17 protein-coding genes are annotated in these 20,892 nt (G+C 49.4%); all 17 read left to right on the plus strand.

The annotated features are described in order from the left end of the window. The first annotated feature begins 16 nt into the window (after positions 1 to 16). Complete coding sequence (locus EAI83_RS11375) at positions 17 to 847, plus strand: hypothetical protein (protein ID WP_129900162.1); 831 nt, start codon at positions 17 to 19, stop codon at positions 845 to 847. Next, positions 844 to 1,260 (plus strand): DUF3846 domain-containing protein, encoded by a 417-nt coding sequence (locus EAI83_RS11380; protein ID WP_029731783.1) that lies wholly within the window; start codon positions 844 to 846, stop codon positions 1,258 to 1,260. The genes EAI83_RS11375 and EAI83_RS11380 overlap by 4 nt, the downstream gene beginning before the upstream one ends. 23 nt (positions 1,261 to 1,283) lie before the next feature. Next, on the plus strand, positions 1,284 to 2,093 hold the full coding sequence (locus EAI83_RS11385; RefSeq protein ID WP_240143113.1) for a hypothetical protein: 810 nt from the start codon (positions 1,284 to 1,286) through the stop codon (positions 2,091 to 2,093). A 45-nt stretch (positions 2,094 to 2,138) separates the two neighbouring features. Beyond that, positions 2,139 to 2,615: a PcfB family protein gene (locus tag EAI83_RS11390; protein ID WP_223385988.1), complete on the plus strand. Its 477-nt coding sequence runs from the start codon at positions 2,139 to 2,141 to the stop codon at positions 2,613 to 2,615. Then, entirely contained in the window at positions 2,612 to 4,456 is a 1,845-nt protein-coding gene (locus tag EAI83_RS11395) for a VirD4-like conjugal transfer protein, CD1115 family (protein WP_129900164.1), read from the plus strand. The genes EAI83_RS11390 and EAI83_RS11395 overlap by 4 nt, the downstream gene beginning before the upstream one ends. Before the next feature lie 244 nt (positions 4,457 to 4,700). After that, the gene (locus EAI83_RS11400; protein WP_005361081.1) at positions 4,701 to 4,916 is read left to right on the plus strand and encodes a Maff2 family mobile element protein; all 216 of its coding nucleotides are present in this window, start codon (positions 4,701 to 4,703) and stop codon (positions 4,914 to 4,916) included. A gap of 10 nt (positions 4,917 to 4,926) precedes the next feature. Then, the gene (locus tag EAI83_RS11405; protein ID WP_005361084.1) at positions 4,927 to 5,790 is read left to right on the plus strand and encodes a VirB6/TrbL-like conjugal transfer protein, CD1112 family; all 864 of its coding nucleotides are present in this window, start codon (positions 4,927 to 4,929) and stop codon (positions 5,788 to 5,790) included. A gap of 38 nt (positions 5,791 to 5,828) precedes the next feature. After that, positions 5,829 to 6,281, plus strand: a complete 453-nt coding sequence (locus tag EAI83_RS11410) for a SpoVG family protein (protein ID WP_064785871.1) — start codon at positions 5,829 to 5,831, stop codon at positions 6,279 to 6,281. Next, the gene (locus EAI83_RS11415; RefSeq protein WP_005361089.1) at positions 6,281 to 6,838 is read left to right on the plus strand and encodes an MT-A70 family methyltransferase; all 558 of its coding nucleotides are present in this window, start codon (positions 6,281 to 6,283) and stop codon (positions 6,836 to 6,838) included. Before EAI83_RS11410 ends, EAI83_RS11415 begins: the two co-directional genes overlap by 1 nt. A gap of 6 nt (positions 6,839 to 6,844) precedes the next feature. Continuing rightward, a complete protein-coding gene (locus tag EAI83_RS11420; RefSeq protein WP_055159124.1) occupies positions 6,845 to 7,279 on the plus strand; it encodes a PrgI family protein in 435 nt (144 codons plus the stop codon). Beyond that, positions 7,218 to 9,653, plus strand: a complete 2,436-nt coding sequence (locus tag EAI83_RS11425; RefSeq protein WP_420314045.1) for a VirB4-like conjugal transfer ATPase, CD1110 family — start codon at positions 7,218 to 7,220, stop codon at positions 9,651 to 9,653. Before EAI83_RS11420 ends, EAI83_RS11425 begins: the two co-directional genes overlap by 62 nt. A gap of 33 nt (positions 9,654 to 9,686) precedes the next feature. After that, positions 9,687 to 12,365 (plus strand): CD1108 family mobile element protein, encoded by a 2,679-nt coding sequence (locus EAI83_RS11430; RefSeq protein ID WP_129900165.1) that lies wholly within the window; start codon positions 9,687 to 9,689, stop codon positions 12,363 to 12,365. An 18-nt stretch (positions 12,366 to 12,383) separates the two neighbouring features. Then, positions 12,384 to 12,629 (plus strand): DUF4315 family protein, encoded by a 246-nt coding sequence (locus EAI83_RS11435; protein WP_025577937.1) that lies wholly within the window; start codon positions 12,384 to 12,386, stop codon positions 12,627 to 12,629. Continuing rightward, complete coding sequence (locus tag EAI83_RS11440) at positions 12,619 to 13,731, plus strand: DUF4366 domain-containing protein (protein ID WP_129900166.1); 1,113 nt, start codon at positions 12,619 to 12,621, stop codon at positions 13,729 to 13,731. The genes EAI83_RS11435 and EAI83_RS11440 overlap by 11 nt, the downstream gene beginning before the upstream one ends. Positions 13,732 to 13,770: 39 nt before the next feature. Continuing rightward, a complete protein-coding gene (gene srtB / locus EAI83_RS11445; protein WP_129900167.1) occupies positions 13,771 to 18,672 on the plus strand; it encodes a class B sortase in 4,902 nt (1,633 codons plus the stop codon). A gap of 62 nt (positions 18,673 to 18,734) precedes the next feature. Continuing rightward, entirely contained in the window at positions 18,735 to 19,217 is a 483-nt protein-coding gene (locus EAI83_RS11450) for a hypothetical protein (RefSeq protein ID WP_071144309.1), read from the plus strand. 291 nt (positions 19,218 to 19,508) lie between these two features. Beyond that, a complete protein-coding gene (locus tag EAI83_RS11455) occupies positions 19,509 to 20,855 on the plus strand; it encodes an RNA-binding domain-containing protein (protein WP_129900168.1) in 1,347 nt (448 codons plus the stop codon). Positions 20,856 to 20,892 lie beyond the last annotated feature (37 nt).

The raw sequence follows: 20,892 nt of genomic DNA on the forward strand, positions 1-20,892 counted from the left end.
GGAGGTGAACAGCATTTTGGAAGAAAACAGGGATTACCATGCTTACCGGTATGGCGACCACTTGACGCCGGGATCAGAGCTTAAAATAGAACACAGCGTAGTTTGTGAAAATGTGGACATTTCTACACTGATCACAATGGGAACAGATAGCCTGGAAGCCATGCGCCAGGGAAGTATCGACGGGGAGCAGAAAGCCTATGAAATCGTGGTGTCTGCCGCAAAACAGTGGGAACAGCAGGCAGCGGCAACACAGACGATCAACCGGGCTTTGGAATATCTTCGTACACCGGAGATTGAACATACCGGCAACCAGTGGAAAGATACCGATAACTGGAGGGCGGATCAGAAAATCAGCAACCGGGTCTATCAGATGACCTGCAGTATTTGGGAAGATACGAAATATGACCGGGAAACCAAACAGAGTGTTCCGGTTGCCTGGTATGTGACATGGGAAGTCCGTATTCATTCCCCGAAGCAGGGATATGGAGCAAAGATTGCCGGACAAAACCAGAAACGATATACAGATAAGAATGCAGCCATAAAATACCTGGACGGGCGAAAGAAAGCCTATTCCCATTTATTCACGGAAATTTCCCCGCCAATCCCGAAAGAATATGAGCACCATTTTATGGTCCACGGCACTCTTTTACCTGGCTATACAGTTGAAGGACTGGAACAGGCCAAAACGGAACATGCCGCCGCCGAGGTTTCGGAGGGCGGTATTTTTACACCCGAAAACCGGGAGAAGCCTTCCGTCCTGGGGAAGCTCTCTGTGGCAAAAACTCAGGAAAAAACGCCAACCGCTCCCGGTACGTCAATGAAAAAGAAGGAGGATATACAATTATGAAAGTGTTAATGGTAGAGCCGGGCAAGTCCCCTTATGCTGCGGAGATCGAAAGTGGTCTGAAATCCTTGCAGGCGGCAGTGGGCGGAGATATTCAGGCGGTCTATCCGTATGAGGACCCGGTAGCTCTGATCTGTAATGAAGAAGGCAAGCTGATGGGGCTGCCTCTGAACCGGGCTCTCTTTGACGATGACGGCCACATCTATGATATTGTGTCCGGGAATTTTCTGATCGTTGGTCTTGGCGAGGAAGATTTTACAGACCTTTCCCCGGACCTGATGGAGAAATACGGGGAGCAGTTCAAGTACCCTGAAAAATTTGCAAGGATTGCCGGCGAGATCATTGCAGTCAAGCAGCCTGCAACCAATGAACACCGGGAAAAACCGATGATGCACCATTCCGGCCCGGATTTGTAGAAAGAAAGGAGCCAATTATGTTAATGGCAGTAAATGAACCTTATGCCCTTATGGTGCAGCCGGACGATATTCTGATCTCTCCCCGTGAGGTAGATGAACATTTTGGGACGATGGTATGCTTTCATCCCCGCTATGCGCTGGGCGACCATCACAACTATATGGACAAAGACGACTTTCTGCGGGAAATGTATTTAGATACCGTAGGACATGATGAAGCCGGCATGAAACGCTATGAACGGATGGTAAACATTGTAAGCAGCCGTTTCCGGCATGGACCAAAGACAGAGGAACGGGCGATCGATGAAGCAATGCAGAAAGTAATTTCGGAAAAGTATCTGATGCTCCCCCTCTATCTCTACGACCACTCAGGTCTTGCCATGAGTACAGAAAGTTTCTCAGGCAGGGCTCCTCATGCAGAATGGGACAGCGGACAGGTCGGCTGGATCTATGTTTCAAAAGAAGATGCCCTAAAGGAATTTGACGCAGACAAGATGACCAGCGCCATCCGGCAGAAAGCGGACGCACTGATGCGCAGTGAAGTCGCCGCTTATGATTCCTATCTTCGTGGCGAGTGTTATGGGTTTGAGCTTTATAAAAACGGGGAGCTGTCGGATAGCTGCTGGGGCTTTATGGGTAACTTTTCCGATGTGTTGAAAGATATGACGGAATACCTCCCGGATGAGTGCAAAGGGATGGTCGATCATCTGGAGGAACAGGAACGCCCGGCTACGATCATCAAGACGCTTTTGAAACACGCTAAAATTCAGGTCGATCAGGCAGCAAAAGCCTTTGAACACGCTTCCCGACAGCAGGTTCTTGGGGAAAGCCGGTAAAAAGTTATTTCCATATTATAAATACCGATTTTATCAGAAAGGAGGATGCTCTTGCAGGAAGATCTCGAACAACGAACGGTTTCTGTTTCTATACAGGCAGCAAAACTGTCAGGGCGGGTACTGCGTGCGGCTATTGCTGCGGTACTCCAAAAGATGGAACAGGAACGCACAATGCCAAAAGTCGGGCGCAACAGCATGAAGCGGCTGACTTATAAAGACCCCGGAGCCAATACCATTGAAGTTTCAGGGCGAATCCGCTCTTTTGAACGGTATGCCAGGAAACATCAGGTACGCTACCATATAGAAAAGGAACTTGGGACCGATCCCCCAAAATGGACGGTATATTTCAAGGCAAACCAGGCGGATGCACTGACGGCAGCTTTTAAGGAATATACGAAGAAAGACCTTACACGCAGCACCAGACCGTCGCTGCTTACACAGCTTCATAAGTTCAAAGAACTGGCACAGTCGCTTGGCCGTGACCGTGTAAAGAACAAAGAACACGGAGGACCAGAACGATGAAGATCGATGCAGAAACATTGAAAAAACAGGTCATTCTCCATCTGCCTTATGTTCTGTTCCTTCTGGTATTTGCCAAGCTGGGCGAGGCGGTGCGGCTGGCTCCCGGAGCGGACGCTTCCCAAAAGCTGTTAGGACTGTCCGAAGGCTTCGCCCTTGCGTTTCAGAGTATGTGGCCGGGGGCGGCAATGGACTGGCTGATCGGTTTATGCGGTGCAGCCATTATGCGGCTGGCAGTCTATCTTAGAGGGAAAGACGCTAAGAAATACCGCAAAAATGTGGAATACGGTTCAGCCCGTTGGGGAAATAAAGCCGATATTGCCCCGTTTATGGACCCAAAGCCGGAAAACAATATCATTCTTACCCAAAGTGAAGGACTGATGTTAAACGGAAGGCCCAAAAATCCGGCCAATGCAAGAAATAAAAATGTACTGGTAGTCGGAGGATCAGGTTCGGGAAAAACGCGCTTTTTCATCAAGCCCAATCTGATGCAAATGCACAGTTCCTACGTCATCACCGATCCGAAAGGTACAGTCCTTGTGGAATGCGGAAAGATGTTGCAGCGAGGCACACCAAAGCTGGACAAGGACGGAAAGCCTGTGCGTAATGAAAAAAGAAAGATCATCTATGAGCCCTATAAAATACGGGTATTCAATACGATCAATTTCCAGAAAAGTATGCACTTTAACCCCTTTGCCTACATCCACTCCGAGAAAGATATTTTGAAGATCGTCACGACTCTGATTGCCAATACCAAAGGCGAAGGAAAAGCCGGAGACGATTTCTGGGTCAAGGCAGAAACCCTGCTCTATACGGCACTGATCGGATATATCTATTATGAGGCTCCGGCAAACGAACAGAATTTTGCCACACTGGTAGAAATGCTGAACGCAATGGAAGTCCGTGAGGATGATGAGTCGTTCAAAAATGCCGTTGACCTTCTCTTTGACGCGCTGGAACAGAAAGACCCGGATCATTTTGCCCTGCGTCAATATAAGAAATATAAGCTCGCTGCCGGAAAAACAGCGAAGTCGATCCTTATTTCCTGTGCTTCCAGACTGGCTCCTTTTGACATTAAAGAAGTCAGGGAAATTACCATGTATGACGAACTGGATCTGGATATGCTGGGGGATGAACGGACTGCTCTTTTCCTTATTATGAGTGATACGGACGGAACCTTTGCATTTTTGATCAGTCTGATCTATTCCATTTTGTTTAACCGCTTGTGCGAGCGGGCGGATGATGTGTATGGGGGCAGGCTTCCCATCCATGTGCGCTGCCTGATCGACGAGGCGGCAAATATTGGGCAGATTCCGAATCTGGAACGTCTTATGGCGACCATCCGAAGCCGTGAGATCTCTGCCTGCCTGGTGTTGCAGGCGCAAAGCCAGCTCAAAGCCCTGTATAAAGACAACATGGACACCATCATCGGTAACTGTGACGCCTCCCTTTTCTTAGGAGGTAAAGAAGAAACCACCTTAAAAAGCTGGAACTCCCTATTGGGGAAAGAGACCATCGACCTGTATAACACCAGTGTCACAAAGGGCAATCAGGAATCCCACGGACAAAATTTTCAAAAGCTGGGAAAGGATCTGATGTCGGTGGATGAACTGGCGGTCATGGACGGGGGTAAATGTCTGCTGCAGATCAGGGGTGTGCGGCCGTTCCTCTCCCGGAAATATGATATAACCAAACACCCAAATTACAAACTGCTTTCCGATTTTAATGAGAAGAACGCTTTTAATATCGAAAAGTTTCTTTCTACCCGGATGCCGATGCGTCCCGGTGAACGATACCGCAATTATGAAGTCACAGCCGAAGATCTGGCTTCCCAGACTTTATAAAGTTGTTCCTGCCTGTCAAAGCATGATGCCCCGGCAGGCTTTGTTTTTGTCACGATGAAAGGAGGATTTTTTGAGGATTCGTGATTCTCCCTGAAAAGTAAATAACCGCAGGATTTTTCCTGCCCCATGCCGCCGTGCTGTTTGAAACAGATTTTTTTCTAAAAACAGTGCGGCGGCTTTTTTGTTTCCGGCCTGATACGGCCATATCACAAATTAAAATTTCTGAAATTAAAGGAGGAACTATATGGCATTTTTTGCAAGCGCGATTGATACTTTGAAGATCCTTGTGATCGCCCTGGGCGCAGGTCTGGGCGCATGGGGTGTTGTAAACCTTCTCGAAGGTTACGGAAATGATAACCCAGGGGCAAAATCACAGGGAATCAAACAGCTTATGGCAGGCGGAGGTATCGCTCTGGTTGGTGCAACGCTGATTCCGCTGCTTTCCGGCCTGTTCGGTTAAGGGCTGACTTATGGGCAGTCTGTTTGAATGGATAACAGACTGGATTAAAGAGGGCCTGATCGATGCGATCACCGGACAGTACACCAGTATTTTCAACTCCGTCAACAACCAGGTTGCGGATGTGGCAAATCAGGTAGGACAGACCCCGCAGGGCTGGAATGGCGGCGTGTTTTCCATGATCCAGAATCTTTCAGAAACCGTCGTCATTCCCATTGCGGGCATGATCCTGACCTTTGTTCTGGTGTATGAACTGATCCAGATGATTCTCGAAAAGAACAACATGCACGAATTCGATACATTCAACATCTTCAAGTGGATTTTCAAGACTTTTGTTGCCACTTACCTGCTCACCAACTGTTTTACGATTGTGATGGCGGTCTTTGATGTGGCCCAAAATGTGGTGTCGCAAAGTGCTGGTGTCATAAACGGGAACCTGGATGTGCAGGCGGCGTTGTCTGATCTGGAAACCCAGCTTGAAGCAATGGGAATGTGGGAACTGATTGGACTATGGCTGGAAACCAACATCATCAATCTGTGTATGTGGGTACTGTCCATCGTGATCTTTGTCATTGTATATGGCCGTATGATCGAGATTTATTTAACCGTGAGCCTTGCACCGATCCCGTTTTCCACAATGGCAAACCGGGAATGGGGACAAATGGGAACCGGGTATCTGCGTTCCCTTTTTGCCCTGGGCTTTCAGGGTTTTTTGATCCTGATCTGTGTTGCCATTTATGCAGTGCTGGTCCAGTCTATCCCATCGTCCGGCGACGTGCACGGCGCGATCTGGGGAACGGCGGGTTATACGGTACTGCTGGCCTTTGCCCTGTTTAAGACAGGTTCGTTATCCAAATCCATATTTAATGCAAGATAGCATGAACAAAACCAATTCTAAAAAGGAGGATTTTATATATGAGTAAAACCAATACAGAAAAAATGGCGCCGGAGACACAGACGCCGGAAATGGCAAACGGCATGAAGCTGGATGTCCGCGTGCGTCCGATCGCCCCAATGGGAAACCTGCTGGCGTTTGCCAATGTTACGATTGGCGGATGCTTTAAGATCGACGGCTTCCGTATCTGTTCCAGTGAAAAGGGGCTGTATGTCAATATGCCCGCAACCCAGGATAAGGGAGGCAACTGGAAAGATGTCTGCTGGCCGGTTACGGCAGAGTTCCGCAAGCAGCTCAACGATGCCCTGATCGATGGGTACGGGCAGGCTATTGAAAATTTGCAGGCAACGCTTGAAGCGACAAAGGGAGCTGCAGAAAAACCTTCCCTGACCGGTGCATTGAAAGAAAATGCCGGTAAGGTCAAAGAACAGCCGACCAAACCTGCCCCATCTAAGAATGAGCAGGCTCGCTAATGCCGGAAACGAAACAGTACGGCATTATCTATGCCGATCCGCCCTGGCACTATGACAGGAAACACGGAAGCGGCGTTGCGGAAAACCATTATCCCACGATGAGCATTGAAGAAATCTGTGCCCTGCCGGTATCGGAGCTTGCCGCAAAAGACAGCGCCCTCTTTCTGTGGGCAACCTTCCCACAGCTCAATGAAGCCTTCCGGGTGATCGACGCCTGGGGATTCAAATATAAAACGCTGGCTTTTCTATGGCTCAAACAGAACCGGAAAGCGGATAGCTGGTTTTATGGCATGGGCTTTTGGACCCGCTCAAACGCGGAGGTCTGCCTGCTGGCAACCAGAGGCCGTCCGAAACGCCAGTGTGCGGGAATCCATCAGTTTGTGATCTCCCATATTGAGCAGCACAGCAAGAAACCGGACGAGGTACGGGATAAGATCGTAAAACTCATGGGCGATCAGCCCAGAGTAGAGCTGTTTGCAAGACAAAAGACACCCGGCTGGGATGTATGGGGCAATGAAGTGAACTGTACGCTGACTATGCCGGAGCGAAAGGGGTGATTTTAAGTGCCTTATGTACCTGTACCAAAGGATTTAACCAAAGTTAAGACCAAGCTGGCCTTCAACCTGACGAAGCGCCAGCTTATTTGTTTCAGCCTTGCCGGGCTTGTCGGCCTTCCGGTGTATTTCTTTACCCGCGGGGCGATCGGCAATTCGGCGGCTGTACTTTTGATGATCGGGCTGATGATGCCCTTTTTCTTTTTCGCCATGTATGAGCGTGACGGGCAGCCGGCAGAAAAGATCTTGAAGAACCGGCTCCGTTATAAGCTCTGGCCGAAGGACCGTCCATACAGGACGGATAACCTGTATAAATCTATGTCAAAGAAGGAGGTTACAAAGATTGCCAAAAAACAAACAGCAGGAAGCTCAGGAAAAGCGTCTGCAAAAAAACATCAGGCAGGCCAAAAAGACCAGAGCCGATGCAAAGCAGGGCAAAACTAAGTCTGCCCGTTCCAAGCCGTCTAAAAAAGGCGGCTTTTTTGCCGGGCTGAAAGCAGATGCCCCGCAGACGGTCCAGCAGAGCATTCCCTACCGTGAAATGTATCGGGATGGGATCTGCCGGCTGACCGATACCCTTTACACCAAAACGGTGCAGTTTTTTGATATTAACTATCAGCTTGCACAGGCAGATGATAAAGCACAGATCTTCGAGGGCTACTGCGATTTCTTAAATTACTTCGATGCCTCGATCCATGTGCAGCTTACCTTTATCAACCAGCGGGCCAATATGCAGGATTTTACCAGAAGCATTGACATCCCTCCCCGCGGCGACGAGTATGACGGAATCCGCAAGGAATACGGGGATATGTTAAAAAACCAGTTGCAGAAAGGAAATAACGGTCTCACCAAGCGCAAATACATTACCTTTGGGATTGAGGCAGATGACCTGCGTACTGCGAAAATGCGTCTGGAACGCATTGAAACGGATGTGCTGGCAAATTTCAAAACTCTGGGAGTACAGGCAAGATCCTTAAACGGACTGGAACGTCTGGAGCTTCTTCACAGCCAGCTTCACCCGGACGGTCAGGAAAAGTTTCATTTCCAGTGGTCGGATCTGCCTAAGACTGGTCTTTCCACCAAAGATTTCATTTCACCATCCGGGCTGTCTTTTTCAAAGGATGGAAAGACATTCCGGGTAGGCGATCATTCCGGTGCTGTCTCCTTTTTGCAGATTTTGGCGCCGGAGCTTACCGACCGGCTTTTAGCGGATCTTCTTGACTTAAACGACGCCGTGACCGTCAACCTGCATATCCAGTCTATCGACCAGGCACAGGCAATCCGAAACATCAAGCGAAAAATGTCGGACCTGCAGAAAATGACCATTGAGGAACAAAAGAAAGCGGTCCGATCCGGGTATGACATGGACATCATTCCCACCGACCTTGCCACCTATGGAGAGGAAGCCAAAAATCTTTTGCAGGATTTACAGAGCCGCAATGAGCGCATGTTCCTTGTGACGGTACTGGTGGAAAATATCGCAGCCAAACGCCAAAAGCTGTTCAATGATATTTTTGCCGCTTCGGGTGTGGCGCAGAAATACAACTGTGCCTTAAAGCGGCTGGATTACCAGCAGGAACAGGGGCTTATGTCCTCGCTTGCTCTTGGTACGAACCAGATTGAAATTGAGCGCGGGCTTACGACCAGCAGCACAGCGATCTTTGTACCGTTTACCACCTGTGAATTGTTCCAGGAGGGCGAGGCGTTGTATTACGGCCTGAACGCCCTTTCCAATAACCTGATCATGGCGAACAGAAAAACGCTGAAAAACCCCAATGGGCTGTTTCTCGGTACCCCAGGAAGCGGCAAATCTTTCTCTGCCAAGCGTGAGATCGTCAATGTGTTCCTTCTGACGGAGGACGACATCATTATCGCTGACCCGGAAAATGAGTATGGGCCGCTGGTACAGCAGTTCGGTTCCCAGGGGCAGGTCATTGATATTTCCCCTACTTCCACGAACTACATCAACCCTATGGACATCAATCTGGACTATTCCGATGATGAAAACCCGATCACTTTGAAAAGTGATTTTATCCTGTCGCTGTGTGACCTTATCATCGGCGGCAAAGAAGGGCTTTCCCCTATTGAAAGGACGATTATTGACCGTTGTACCAGACTGGTTTACCGGGAATACCTGCAGGACCCGTGCCCGGAAAATATGCCGATCTTAGGCGATCTTTACGAGCTGCTTTTGAAACAGTCTGAACCGGAGGCACAGAATATCGCAACGGCGCTGGAAATCTATGTCAATGGTTCCCTTAACGTGTTCAACCACCGTTCCAATATCCAAATGGATCAACACCGGGTACTGTGTTTCCAGCTTAAATCACTGGGAAAAGCCTTAAAGGAAATCGGGCTTTTGATCATGCAGGATGCGGTGTGGAACCGTGTCACGGCCAACCGTTCCAAACATAAAACAACCTGGTTCTATATTGACGAATTCCACCTTCTTTTGAAAGGGCAGACCGGAAGTTTTAGCGTGGAGATCTGGAAACGCTTCCGTAAATGGGGCGGAATCCCATCAGGTTTAACGCAGAACGTCAAGGACCTTCTGGCTTCCCGTGAGATCGAGAACATTTTTGAGAACTCGGACTTTATCTATATGCTCAACCAGGCCCAGGGAGACCGTCAGATTTTGGCAAAGCAGTTGGGAATCTCCCCGCACCAGCTTTCCTATGTGACCCATTCCGGTCCCGGCGAGGGGCTTTTGTTCTTTGGAAATGTGATAATTCCCTTTGTGGACCACTTTCCGAAGGACACACTGTTGTACAGCGTGCTTACCACAAGACCGGATGAAGTAGCGGGGAGCAAAGTGTGAGACAAAAATTAAAATGGATCGGAGGTGAGAACAATGGCACACGACAGGGAATTTCAAAGGAAGCGCAAAGATACCCGGATGCCGGTGCGTGATTCCCACGGGGAAGATCAACCGGCAGTCAGGCAGACCGAACAGGATTTTGACCTGCGCAGGGCACGGGACACCCCTTCTTCTGTCATCGGCAAAACACACAGGCAGGACATCCCTGTACAGACGGAATTTTCCCATCTGTCACCGGAAACACCGGCGTCCTTGTTGGAACAGGGCGAGGCTTATGCAGCCGCTTTGGATGTTTTTTCGGATCACCTTGAGACGCCGGAGGCTGCCAGGGTAGAGCCTCCGATACAGGAAAACGGGCGAAGCAATTTCCGGCAGGAGGTTTCCAGGCGTTCTCTTGTAACAGAGGATGTGACAGACCATGATACCGGACAATATGCACCTTCTTCCGAAGGAACAGCCCCACCGAGCGGCACAGACAGATCCAGTCAGGAACATCGTTACCGGACACATCAGCATGGGAACAAATATCAGCAGCGTTTTCAGGAAGCGGCACAGGCGGAGGAACAGGCAGCACAAAAGGAAAAGGGTGTGGATAGCGAACCGCCGAAAACATCCAAGCTGGAATTTACTGCGGATGAACTGCCGCCGGAGACAAAGGATAAAAAGCTCACCCATGCAAGACGGAAGGCGGAACGGACTGCACAAAAAGCAGAGCAGGCGCAAAATCGTCTGCCGGCCCGGAAGAAACTGCGCATGGAGACGGTCTCCGACCCGGAGACCGGAAAAGCCAAAAAACACTTAAAATTTGAAAAGGAGGTTAAATCCCAAAAGGCCCATGTAAAAGGAGCTGTACCCCTGCGTCCGGTCAAGGCGGGCGCCAATACTGCCATTGGTTACGCCCATAAAAAGATTTATGAGGCAGAGGATGAAAATGTGGGGATCAAGGCAGCCCACCGCTCTGAACTTGTGGGCGAGGCGTGGCTTCGCACGGCATATCACCGGCATAAAACTGCCCCCTACCGAAAAGCAGCGAAATTACAGCAAAAATCAGCAAAGGCCAACGCAAGACTTGCTTACCGGCAGGCTCTTAGCGACCACCCGGAGCTGAAGAAACATGCGATTGCCCGGATATGGCAGAAACAAAAACTGAAAAGGCAGTATGCCAAGGCTGCCCGTGAAGCCGGGAAACAGGCAAAAAATGCCGCAGTCGCAACAGAGAGGGTCAGCGTCGGTATTGTCCATGCGGTCAAACGGCACCCTGTGATCTGCCTTGTCCTCCTGCTTCTCCTTTTGGTAATTTTCCTGATCATGTCCTTGTTTTCTACGTTCTCCAATATCGGGACCGGCGGTCTGGGAAGTCTAGCTGCTTCTACCTATCTCGCAGACGATCAGGACATCAACCAGGCGGAGCTTACCTATACCGAGTGGGAAACAGATCTGCAAATGGAAATAGACAGGGTGGAATCAGACCGCCCCGGCTATGACGAATACCGCTATAACCTGGGCGCGATCGAGCATGACCCGTATGTACTGATGGGGTATCTGACCTCGGCTTATCAGGGATTTACTTACGATGAAGTGGAAAGCGTGCTGCGGCAGCTTTTCCAGGAACAATATACTCTGTCCTTTTCAGAAGAAACCGAGATCCGTTATCGCACAGAAACTTCCGTTGACCCGGAAACCGGGGAAGAAACCCAGGAGGAAGTGCCTTATGAATGGCGCATCTTAAATGTCAAGCTCACGGTCACACCTTTGGAAAACCTGGTCGTTTCCCGGATGAACGCAGACCAGAAAGAGATCTGCGAGATCCTGCTGCAGACAAAAGGAAACCGCCAGTATGTCAAAAATGTCTTTGGCACCAACTGGCTCCCTTATGTGACTAGCTACTACGGCTACCGGGTACATCCCATCAGTGGGAAAAAGAACTATCACACCGGTGTGGACATCGGGATGCCGGAGGGTACAGAGATCCTTGCCGGGCATGACGGAACAGTCACCCTTGCGGGAAATGCCGGCGGTTATGGCCTATGTGTTGCTATTGAAGGCGAGGCATACGAAGGACATACCCTGACGACCAAATACGGGCACTGTTCCCAGCTCCTTGTTTCTGCCGGGCAGGAGGTCAAAGCCGGGGATGTGATCGCAAAGGTCGGGAATACCGGAAATTCCACCGGTCCCCACCTGCACTTAGAGGTCCTGGTTGACGGCCAGTATTTGAATCCCCTGTATTTTGCCGATACCGGCGATACCATCGAACGGCACCTGCCGGAAGTTGGTTCAGACGGCACAGGAAACTACTTCGATTATGACATTCCACCGGAAGCCCTTGCGGATGAACAGTTTGCCGCAATGATGGCCGAGGCGGAAAAATATCTTGGCTATCCGTATGTATGGGGAGGCGCAAGCCCTTCCACTTCCTTTGACTGTTCCGGCTATGTGTCCTGGGTGATCAACAACTGCGGCGTCGGCTGGAATTTTGGAAGGCTGACTGCGGACGGTCTTTTAGGTGTATGTACGCCGGTATCAAGCGCAGATGCAAAACCGGGCGACCTGATCTTCTTCCAGGGGACCTACAATACCAGCGGCGCAAGCCATGTAGGGATCTATGTAGGAAATGGAATGATGATCCACTGCGGAGACCCGATCTCTTATGCCAACATCAATACAAGCTACTGGCAGCAGCATTTTTATACATTTGGGCGTCTGCCTTAACAGATTGGAGGTAATAAATTGAATCCTAAAATTGAAAAACTGGAAAAGGAAATTGAAAAGACCAAAACAAAGATTGCGGAAATGCAGGCAAAGCTCCATAAGCTGGAGGAACAGAAAACGGAGTTGGAAAATACCGATTATGTGGCGGTGGCGCGCAGTTTCAAACTGACGCCCCAGCAGCTTGCGGATTTTTTGAAATCACAGCAGGCGGCCCCTTCGGAAACTGTTTTACCGCAGGAGAAGGAGGATGTGCATGAGGCTTAAAAAACTTTCCCTGATGCTGGCGCTTACGCTTCTTGTAAGTGTCAGCGCATTACCTGTAACGGCTCATGCCGGCGGTTCCAAAGACACCACACCGCCAACACTGACTGCTTCCCTGGAGGGCGATACCCTGAAAATAGAAAGCAGTGACGATCTCTCTGGTGTGGAGGCAGTCTTTGTTGATGAAAACCGTATCAATTCCCTCACCGACGGGAAAGCGTCGGTCGCACTGAAAGATTATGCCGGAACAGAAAAACAGGTAAGCATATACGCAAAAGATTATGCAGGAAACCGTTCTGATGCGGTAAAGATGGATAATCCGTATTACAAAGAACCGGCTCCTGAAAAGAAACCTGCTGCGGCAGCACCCCAGAGTCCGTCCGGTACACAGACAAAACCGCCTAAGGAAGAAAAACCTTCCGGCTCAAACGCTACAACTCCTTCCGGCGGCGGAAATTCCTCTGGTTCAGATAATAGTACCGGACAGCAGGAAAATACTTCTGCGATCCCTGAAGGTGCATTTACCCCGGAAGGCACCGGAACGGTACAGGACAACATCAGCGGTACGGATGGGGAAAAACAGTTTTACACCATCACTACGGACGCGGGCAATGTTTTTTATCTGGTGATCGACGGGAAACGGGAAGATAACAATGTCTACTTCTTAAACGGCGTCACAGAGTCCGACCTGATGGCGCTTGCAGAAAAGAACAATGGCAGCATGAGCATGATCCCTCAGGAAGAAAGCTGTAACTGCACAGAAAAATGTGAGGCAGGAAAGGTTAATACCGGCTGTCCGGTCTGCAAAAATGACTTAAATGGCTGCAAAGGAAAAGAAAAGCCGGCGGAAACTGAAAAACCGGCAGAACCGGAAAAGCCGAAGAAAGAAACCGGCAGCGTCGGCACGATCCTGTTTATCCTTGCTGCCTTACTTGCGGTCGGTGGGATCGGTTACTATGTAAAAATCGTGCGTCCGAAACAGCAGGCCGAGGACGATGCGGAATTTGAGGATGACGGTTATGGCGAAGGCTTTGACCCGGATGAGGCATACGGGGAACCGGAATATCTTTCCGAGGATGATTTTGACGACAAGGACAGCAAATAAGGCTGTCCTTTTAGATTTTATGAAAGTGAGGATTTTTTCATGGAACATATCATAACCAGGCGCCGCGGCTTTCGCAAGCTGTTGGCGTTTTTGCTTTGTATGGCAAGCATTTTGGGGCTTCTTCCGGCTCAGGCTTTTGCCATGTCTGTCGGACAGACGGCAAGCTCCTGGCTAGGGGACCAGTATGTGGGCTCTGATGGGAACCACTACCGCGCCCCGGCGCCTTACACCTATCTTGCCTACCATGCAGACGGAACCATCGACGTACACACCAGTTCCGGGGGCAATGCTTACCGGCATTATATGCTGACGGATTCTGACGGAATCAGCCATCAGGTTTACTGTGTGGAGAGCGGGATTCCTTACCATACTTCGGAAAACACCTATGTTTCGGAAAGCGGGACCAACAGCCAATACCTGAACCTGCTTCCTGCCGAGGCAAGGAGGGGGATCACCCTGACTGCGATTTATGGCTGGAAACCCGGTGCGGCGCTCCCTGTTTCCGGGATCAACGAGGATGACTATAAGATGGCGACCCAGATCATCCTCTGGGAATACCAGCAGCAGCTTAGAAGCGATCCGTACAGCCGCCACGGAAACGGCCACGCAGACGCCGATCAGTATTTCAGCGTGATCGCCGGACGACCGGCAGAAAAAGCCTATGACTGGATTCTGGCACAGGTAGCTTCCCATTCCACAGTCCCTTCCTTTACTTCTTCTAAGAAAAGCGAAGCACCGGAACTGGAACTGAAATGGGATGTTGAAAAAAAAGTCTATACCCTGACGGTCACAGATACCAATAACTTGAAGATCGATCTGGAGGCTTTGAAAGGCAGCGGCGTTTCTGTGACAAGAAACGGAAATGAATACACCTTTACCAGCAGGCAGATGATGATGGACCCGGTGCTGTTTGAATTCCGAAAGAATATCCCGGTGGCAAACGACATGCTGATCTGGGGCAGACCCGGCTACCAGACCATGATGACCGGCGCCAGCGATCCGGTTTCCTTCTTTGTAAAGATCAAAACGGAAACTTACGGTACTGCAAAACTTGTCAAGACCAGTGAGGACGGCATTGTTTCCGGTATCGCCTTCCATATCTCCGGTACGGACATTTTGGGAAATGAAGTCAATGAGGAAGTTACGACTGGAGAAAACGGCCAGATTGAAAAGAAGCTCCTGCCGGGAACCTATCTGGTAAAAGAACTTCCGGTGGACCGCTATGTGACCCCTTCCGCACAGTACGTGACCATTGAAAGCGGGCAGACTTCTTCGGTACATTTCAGCAATATCCTGAAGAAGTTCCGTGTCCATGTGGTAAAGAGTGATGCTGACACCGGAAATGCCCAGGGGGATGCCACTCTTGCAGGAGCGACCTATGGGATCTTCCGTGATGGCGAACTGATTGACACTTATACTACCGGACCGGATGGCAGCTTTATGACTCGCTATTATGTGTGCGGGGATGGCTGGACGATCCGGGAGATCGAACCGAGCACCGGGTATCTTCTGAATGAAACTATTTATGAAGTGGGTGCATCCCCTTCCCTGTATGAAGTGGAACTCAATACCACAGAAAATCAGGTGACGGAAACGGTTATTTACGGAAATATCCAGCTTGTTAAGCACACCGATGACCTGGACCCGGATGTGCCTGAGGGCGAAAATACCGACGATCCCAATGCCGGTATCATCGAACGCCCGGAAGCAGGCGCAGTCTTTGAAGTTTACTTAAAGGCAGCCGGAAGCTATGACGCGGCAAAGGAAAGTGAACGTGACCTTCTTACCACGGATGCGGATGGTTTTGCTTCCAGTAAACCGCTTCCTTATGGGCATTATACGGTCCATCAGATCGCAGGCGAGGAAGGCAAAGCCTTTGTCCCGGACTTTACGGTATTCATTTCCTCTGACGGAAAGACTTACAGCTATATCCTGAACAACCGCACCATCACAGCCCGTCTGAAAGTCGAAAAATGTGACGCAGAGACCGGAAAGATTATCCCTGTGACCGGAACCGGTTTTCAGATCAAGGATCTTTCCACCGGGGAATTTATCACCCAGACAGTCTACTATCCGAACCCGGAAACACTGGATACCTTCTATGTTTCTGACGAGGGCTGGCTGATGCTGCCGGAGCCTTTGGCCTCCGGGGATTATGAACTTTATGAGGTGGCTGCCCCTTATGGCTATGTGCTTTCCGATCAGCCGGTACCGTTTACCATTGACGGCAGCGAGGCGGTTGTGACAGTCACTCAGTACAATATGCCGCAGAAAGGCCAGCTTACCATCACAAAGACCGGAGAAGTATTTGCTTCTGTCCAGGAAAACGACGGACTGTACCAACCGGTGTATGAGGTTGCCGGACTTCCGGGAGCGGTCTATGACGTGATCGCAGATGAAGATATTTATACCGGTGATGGTACCTTGCGGGCAGCAAAAGATACGGTTGTGGAAACCCTTACGACTGGCGAGGACGGCGCAGCGAAAAGCGGGCTTCTTTATCTTGGCCGTTACCGTCTGGAGGAACGTCAGGCTCCTTCCGGTTGTGTGCTGAATCCTCAACCGGAATATGTGGAACTGACCTATGCGGGTGAGACCGTGGAGGTCACACAGGCAGCGACAGGCCTTTATGACGAACGACAGAAAGTGGATGTCACACTTTTCAAGGCAATGGAGACCGATGACCTGTTCGGTCTTGGCATGAACGAGGAATATAAGGATATTTCCTTTGGACTTTATGCTTCCGCAGACCTGACGGCGGCAGATGGCAGCGTGATCCCGGCAGATGGACTTCTGGAAGTGGTCTCTGTTTCGTCTGATGAATCCGGCGGTTACAGTGCTTCCTTCGCTTCCGATCTGCCGTTTGGCAGCTATTATGTCAAGGAACGCACGACCAACGGCGCCTATATCCTTTCGGATCAGAAATATCCAGTCGTCTTTGAATATGCCGGACAGGAAACTGCACTGGTACAGATCCTTGTCAATGAAGGCGAGGCTGTTTCCAATGAACTTCTCCGCGGGCGTGTAGACGGTGTAAAAGTTGGGGAAAACCCGGAAGGCGGCGAAGATGTCACTCTGGCCGGTGCGCTCATGGGACTGTTTAGACCTGATACAGAAGAATTTACCGAAGAAAATGCACTGCTTACTGCTATTACCGGAAAAGACGGCAGTTTTTCCTTTGAGAATATTCCTTACGGACACTGGATCGTCAAGGAGATCTCTGCCCCTGACCTTTATACAGTAAGCCCGCAGCAGCACCATGTATATATCGGTGCAGACGGACAGCATATCGAGATCCGTGTGGAAAACACCCTGATCCGCGGCAGCGTGCAGGTAACGAAAACCGAAGCTGTGGAAGAACCGTCCCCTGTGGAAAAGGAGGATAAGAAAGACAAGAATTCTTTCCTACGTTTCCTGCCTGGTGCGGTGTTCGACCTGTATGCGGATTCCAACGCCAACCAGGAATATGATCCTGACGATCAAAAGATCGGTACGCTGAAAGAAACCGATGCAGGCTATCATACGGCGGAAAACCTTCTGGCTGGCGGCTACTTTATCAAAGAAAGCAAAGCGCCGGAGGGCTATCAGCCTGACCCAAACGCTTACTATTTTTCCATCACAGAAGATGGACAGGTCGCAGTTGTGGAAAATGGAGAAGCCGGGCACGGATTTACCAATGAGGCTTACCGCGGCAACTTAAAGATCACAAAGGATTCCAGCGACGGGCGCAAAGATGGTTTTGCCATCGAGGTCAAGAGTGCGGACGGCTCCTACTGCGAGACATTCACCACTCCAAAATCCGGTGTAATTGAAGTCAAGGGCCTTCGTGTCGGTATTTATACCGTAACAGAAGTTGCAAACCGGGCAAGCAAGGATTACATCATTCCTGATGCCGCTACGGTGGAGATCAAAGCTGACCAGACATCTACGGTCCAGTTCTTTAATGAAAAACCGGAAAAGCCGGAGAAGCCGGAAAAACCTTCTGTTCCGTCCAATCCTTCCACCCCTCAAAAGCCGGTACCGCAGACCGGGGATGATCCGTATATTTTCCTATATGGCGGACTGTTGGCAGCCGCACTGATCGGCGGCAGCGTATTTGCTGTGTATTATTTCAAAAAGGGAAAAGACAGCAGGACTTCCCCAAAAAGAACGGCTGTCGGGGCTTCTGTCCTTTCACTCTGCGCTCTGGTGGCTCTTGGCAGCGGATTTTTGGTGTTCCGTGACCTGAACCAGTATGCCGAGAGTAAAGACGCCTATCGGGATCTTGCCGGATATGTGGAAGTACCGGAGCAGACAGACTCCCCGGAGCAGGCAACCGATCCGACAGAAACAAAACAGGACGATGCCGATATTGTCCTGCCTTCGGTAGACTTTGAAGCGCTCCGTGAAAATGGACCGGACATCATCGGATGGCTTTCCCTTCCTGATACGGTGCTCAATTATCCGGTGACGCAGACTGACAACAACGAGTATTACCTGAACCATCTTTATGACGGAACCTATAACAAGGTTGGCTGCCTGTTTGCCGATTATGAAAACCGGGCAGATTTTTCAGACCGCAATACGATCGTCTACGGCCATAATATGCGGGATGGTTCCATGTTTGCCCTGCTGAACCGGTACGATGAACAAAGTTACTTTGATACCCACAGGCAGATGTATCTCGTTACTCCGAAGGGTGGTTATGTCATGGAGATCTTTGCGGCGTTTGCAGCAAAGCCGGAAGAATCCGGCAATGAAACTTCTCCCTGGCAGCTTTCCTGGAAGGATGACGGTGCTTATACTACCTGGCTTACGGCTATGAAGGAACGTTCCGCGGTGGAAAGTGATGTGACTGTGACCTGCAGCGATAAGGTACTGACCCTTTCTACCTGTACGCCGGGCGGCACAGGACGCTTCCTTGTCATGGGAAAACTCGTGAAAGTAGATAACGAAATATAGATTTTAGACGGTGCGGGGGCAAAAGCTCCCGCACCTGCTGTTTACAAGGAGGATTTTATTTTATGGTAAATACCATGATTTCCATTCCTGGCTATGTCCATCTTTACCGCTCGCTTTTGCGATTTTACGACATGCCGGAAAATGAAGTCCGGGAAATGCTCTATCTTCTGAATACGGCAAACCTGGACTGCTACGAGTATTATCACCCGGACCGCAGTGTGATCCAGAGCGGACCGGTCGCTTTTTGCGGATGGCTGGAAACGAAAGACTGCCGCCCTTACCGCACAGAGGTACAGCTTTACAAATCGCTGCTGTTTTTGAAGCGCAGCATTGACCGTGACCTGATCGTATCAGCACAGAGGGAGGCTCTGCAAACCCTGCGCTGTATCATCTCCAATCTGGAATACCGCTTTTATAAAGCCTATGGCATGGAGATCGAGGACAAACGCACGGTCTATGGGGAATGTACCTACCGTCTGGTTCCCAGGGAGGACGAACCCAGCGTGTGCCTGATGCACGACTGGATCTACCTGCCGAGTGCTTAAAATGTCCCGAATAATACACAATATTCGGGACAAAAGCTATCTCTGGATTATTTCATCGTGTCATTTATCGGGTCAATCGTATCATGCTTTGGTTAGAAAAACAAAAGTTTCTAACACAATCCTTTCAAAATTTATGAACTTGTAGGAACTATCACGTAATTATTTCTTGAGTTTGCGGGTACAATGAGAATATCGTGTCATAATCGAATCATAATCGTGTCAGCTTTATTGACATGATTGACACGATTTGATATGATAGACTTACAAATTTGAAATAAAGGAGATGGCACTATGCTTTTTCGGGAAAGCGAAACCGTAGAACTGAAAGAAGTTGTGGTAGACGACATAAAAAAAGAAATCATTGCTTTTGCAAACTGTGATGGCGGAAAACTGTATATAGGGGTCAGGGACGATGGCACGGTTATCGGATTGGATAATGCGGATAGTGTTTCCCTTCAAATCAGCAATATGGTAAGGGATGCGATAAAACCGGATATAACCATGTTCCTGCATTATGAAACCATCGTGGAAAATGGGAAAAATGTTGTTGTTGTAGATATTCAGCGTGGAACGGATCGCCCCTATTACCTTGCCAAAAAAGGAATGCGGCCGGAAGGTGTGTATGTTCGGCAGGGATATTCTTCTGTTCCGGCAACTGATACGGCAATCCGGCGCATGATAAAGGAAACAGACGGAGATCGTTTTGAAGCGATGCGCTGCTTAAACCAGGACCTTACATTTGAGGCAACAAAAAAAGAATTTGAACTTCGGAAAACTGACTTTGGAGCACAGCAGATGCGTACTTTGAAATTGATCGATCAGGATGGGCTATACAGTAACCTGGCGCTGCTTCTGTCAGACCAATGCGTCCATACCATTAAAGTTGCGGTCTTTCAGGGAACGGACCAGACCATTTTCAAGGATCGTCGGGAGTTTACCGGATCGCTGATGCAGCAGATGAACGAAGTATATGATTTTATTGACTTCCGCAATCAGACCCGTGCAACCATAGAAAAACTATACCGGGTTGATGTCAGGGATTACCCGGAAGTCGCTGTCAGAGAAGCATTGCTTAATCTGCTGGTTCACCGTGACTATTCTTTTAGTGCCAGCGCTTTTATCAGTATTTATGAGGATCGGATTGAGTTTGTATCTATCGGAGGGCTGATGCCAGGCATAGACCTGGAGGATGTTATGGTTGGCATTTCTGTGTGCAGAAATCAGGACCTTGCGAATGTATTTTACCGATTGCACTTAATTGAGGCGTATGGAACCGGAATGGGCAAAATTATGAAGGCATACGAAAGTATGCAGGTAAAGCCTGTGATTGAAACCACGAAAAATGCCTTTAAGATCATATTGCCTAATATCAACGCAAAATACGAAACAGAAAATGCAACTGTAAAAACGAAATCCGGCACACCGGTTACGGTTCATACTGAAAAGAAACTAAGTGACGAAGAAGAAAAAATATTGGAATATGCCAGAAAACATGGTGCAATTACAAGAAATGATGTGATAGGATTGCTTGAAGTAAGCGCTTCTACTGCCGCCAGAGTGATCCGAAAAATGGTAAAAACTAACTTGTTAGAACAGAAAGGAAAAGCACGAAACACCCATTATACCATTGCAGAATAAATGATTAAGCCAGACAGCCGATTGGAGAAATCCAGTC

Origin of the sequence: Blautia sp. aa_0143, assembly GCF_004167315.1 — a bacterium.
GTDB lineage: Bacteria > Bacillota > Clostridia > Lachnospirales > Lachnospiraceae > Blautia_A > Blautia_A fusiformis.

Coding starts and splice junctions, on each gene's coding strand:
- EAI83_RS11395 (WP_129900164.1), top strand. CDS start 2,612: ATGAAGATCGATGCAGAAACATTGAAAAAACAGGTCATTCTCCATCTG.
- EAI83_RS11380 (WP_029731783.1), top strand. CDS start 844: ATGAAAGTGTTAATGGTAGAGCCGGGCAAGTCCCCTTATGCTGCGGAG.
- EAI83_RS11440 (WP_129900166.1), top strand. CDS start 12,619: ATGAGGCTTAAAAAACTTTCCCTGATGCTGGCGCTTACGCTTCTTGTA.
- EAI83_RS11415 (WP_005361089.1), top strand. CDS start 6,281: ATGCCGGAAACGAAACAGTACGGCATTATCTATGCCGATCCGCCCTGG.
- EAI83_RS11430 (WP_129900165.1), top strand. CDS start 9,687: ATGGCACACGACAGGGAATTTCAAAGGAAGCGCAAAGATACCCGGATG.
- EAI83_RS11450 (WP_071144309.1), top strand. CDS start 18,735: ATGGTAAATACCATGATTTCCATTCCTGGCTATGTCCATCTTTACCGC.
- srtB (WP_129900167.1), top strand. CDS start 13,771: ATGGAACATATCATAACCAGGCGCCGCGGCTTTCGCAAGCTGTTGGCG.
- EAI83_RS11400 (WP_005361081.1), top strand. CDS start 4,701: ATGGCATTTTTTGCAAGCGCGATTGATACTTTGAAGATCCTTGTGATC.
- EAI83_RS11385 (WP_240143113.1), top strand. CDS start 1,284: ATGGCAGTAAATGAACCTTATGCCCTTATGGTGCAGCCGGACGATATT.
- EAI83_RS11455 (WP_129900168.1), top strand. CDS start 19,509: ATGCTTTTTCGGGAAAGCGAAACCGTAGAACTGAAAGAAGTTGTGGTA.
- EAI83_RS11405 (WP_005361084.1), top strand. CDS start 4,927: ATGGGCAGTCTGTTTGAATGGATAACAGACTGGATTAAAGAGGGCCTG.
- EAI83_RS11410 (WP_064785871.1), top strand. CDS start 5,829: ATGAGTAAAACCAATACAGAAAAAATGGCGCCGGAGACACAGACGCCG.
- EAI83_RS11390 (WP_223385988.1), top strand. CDS start 2,139: ATGCTCTTGCAGGAAGATCTCGAACAACGAACGGTTTCTGTTTCTATA.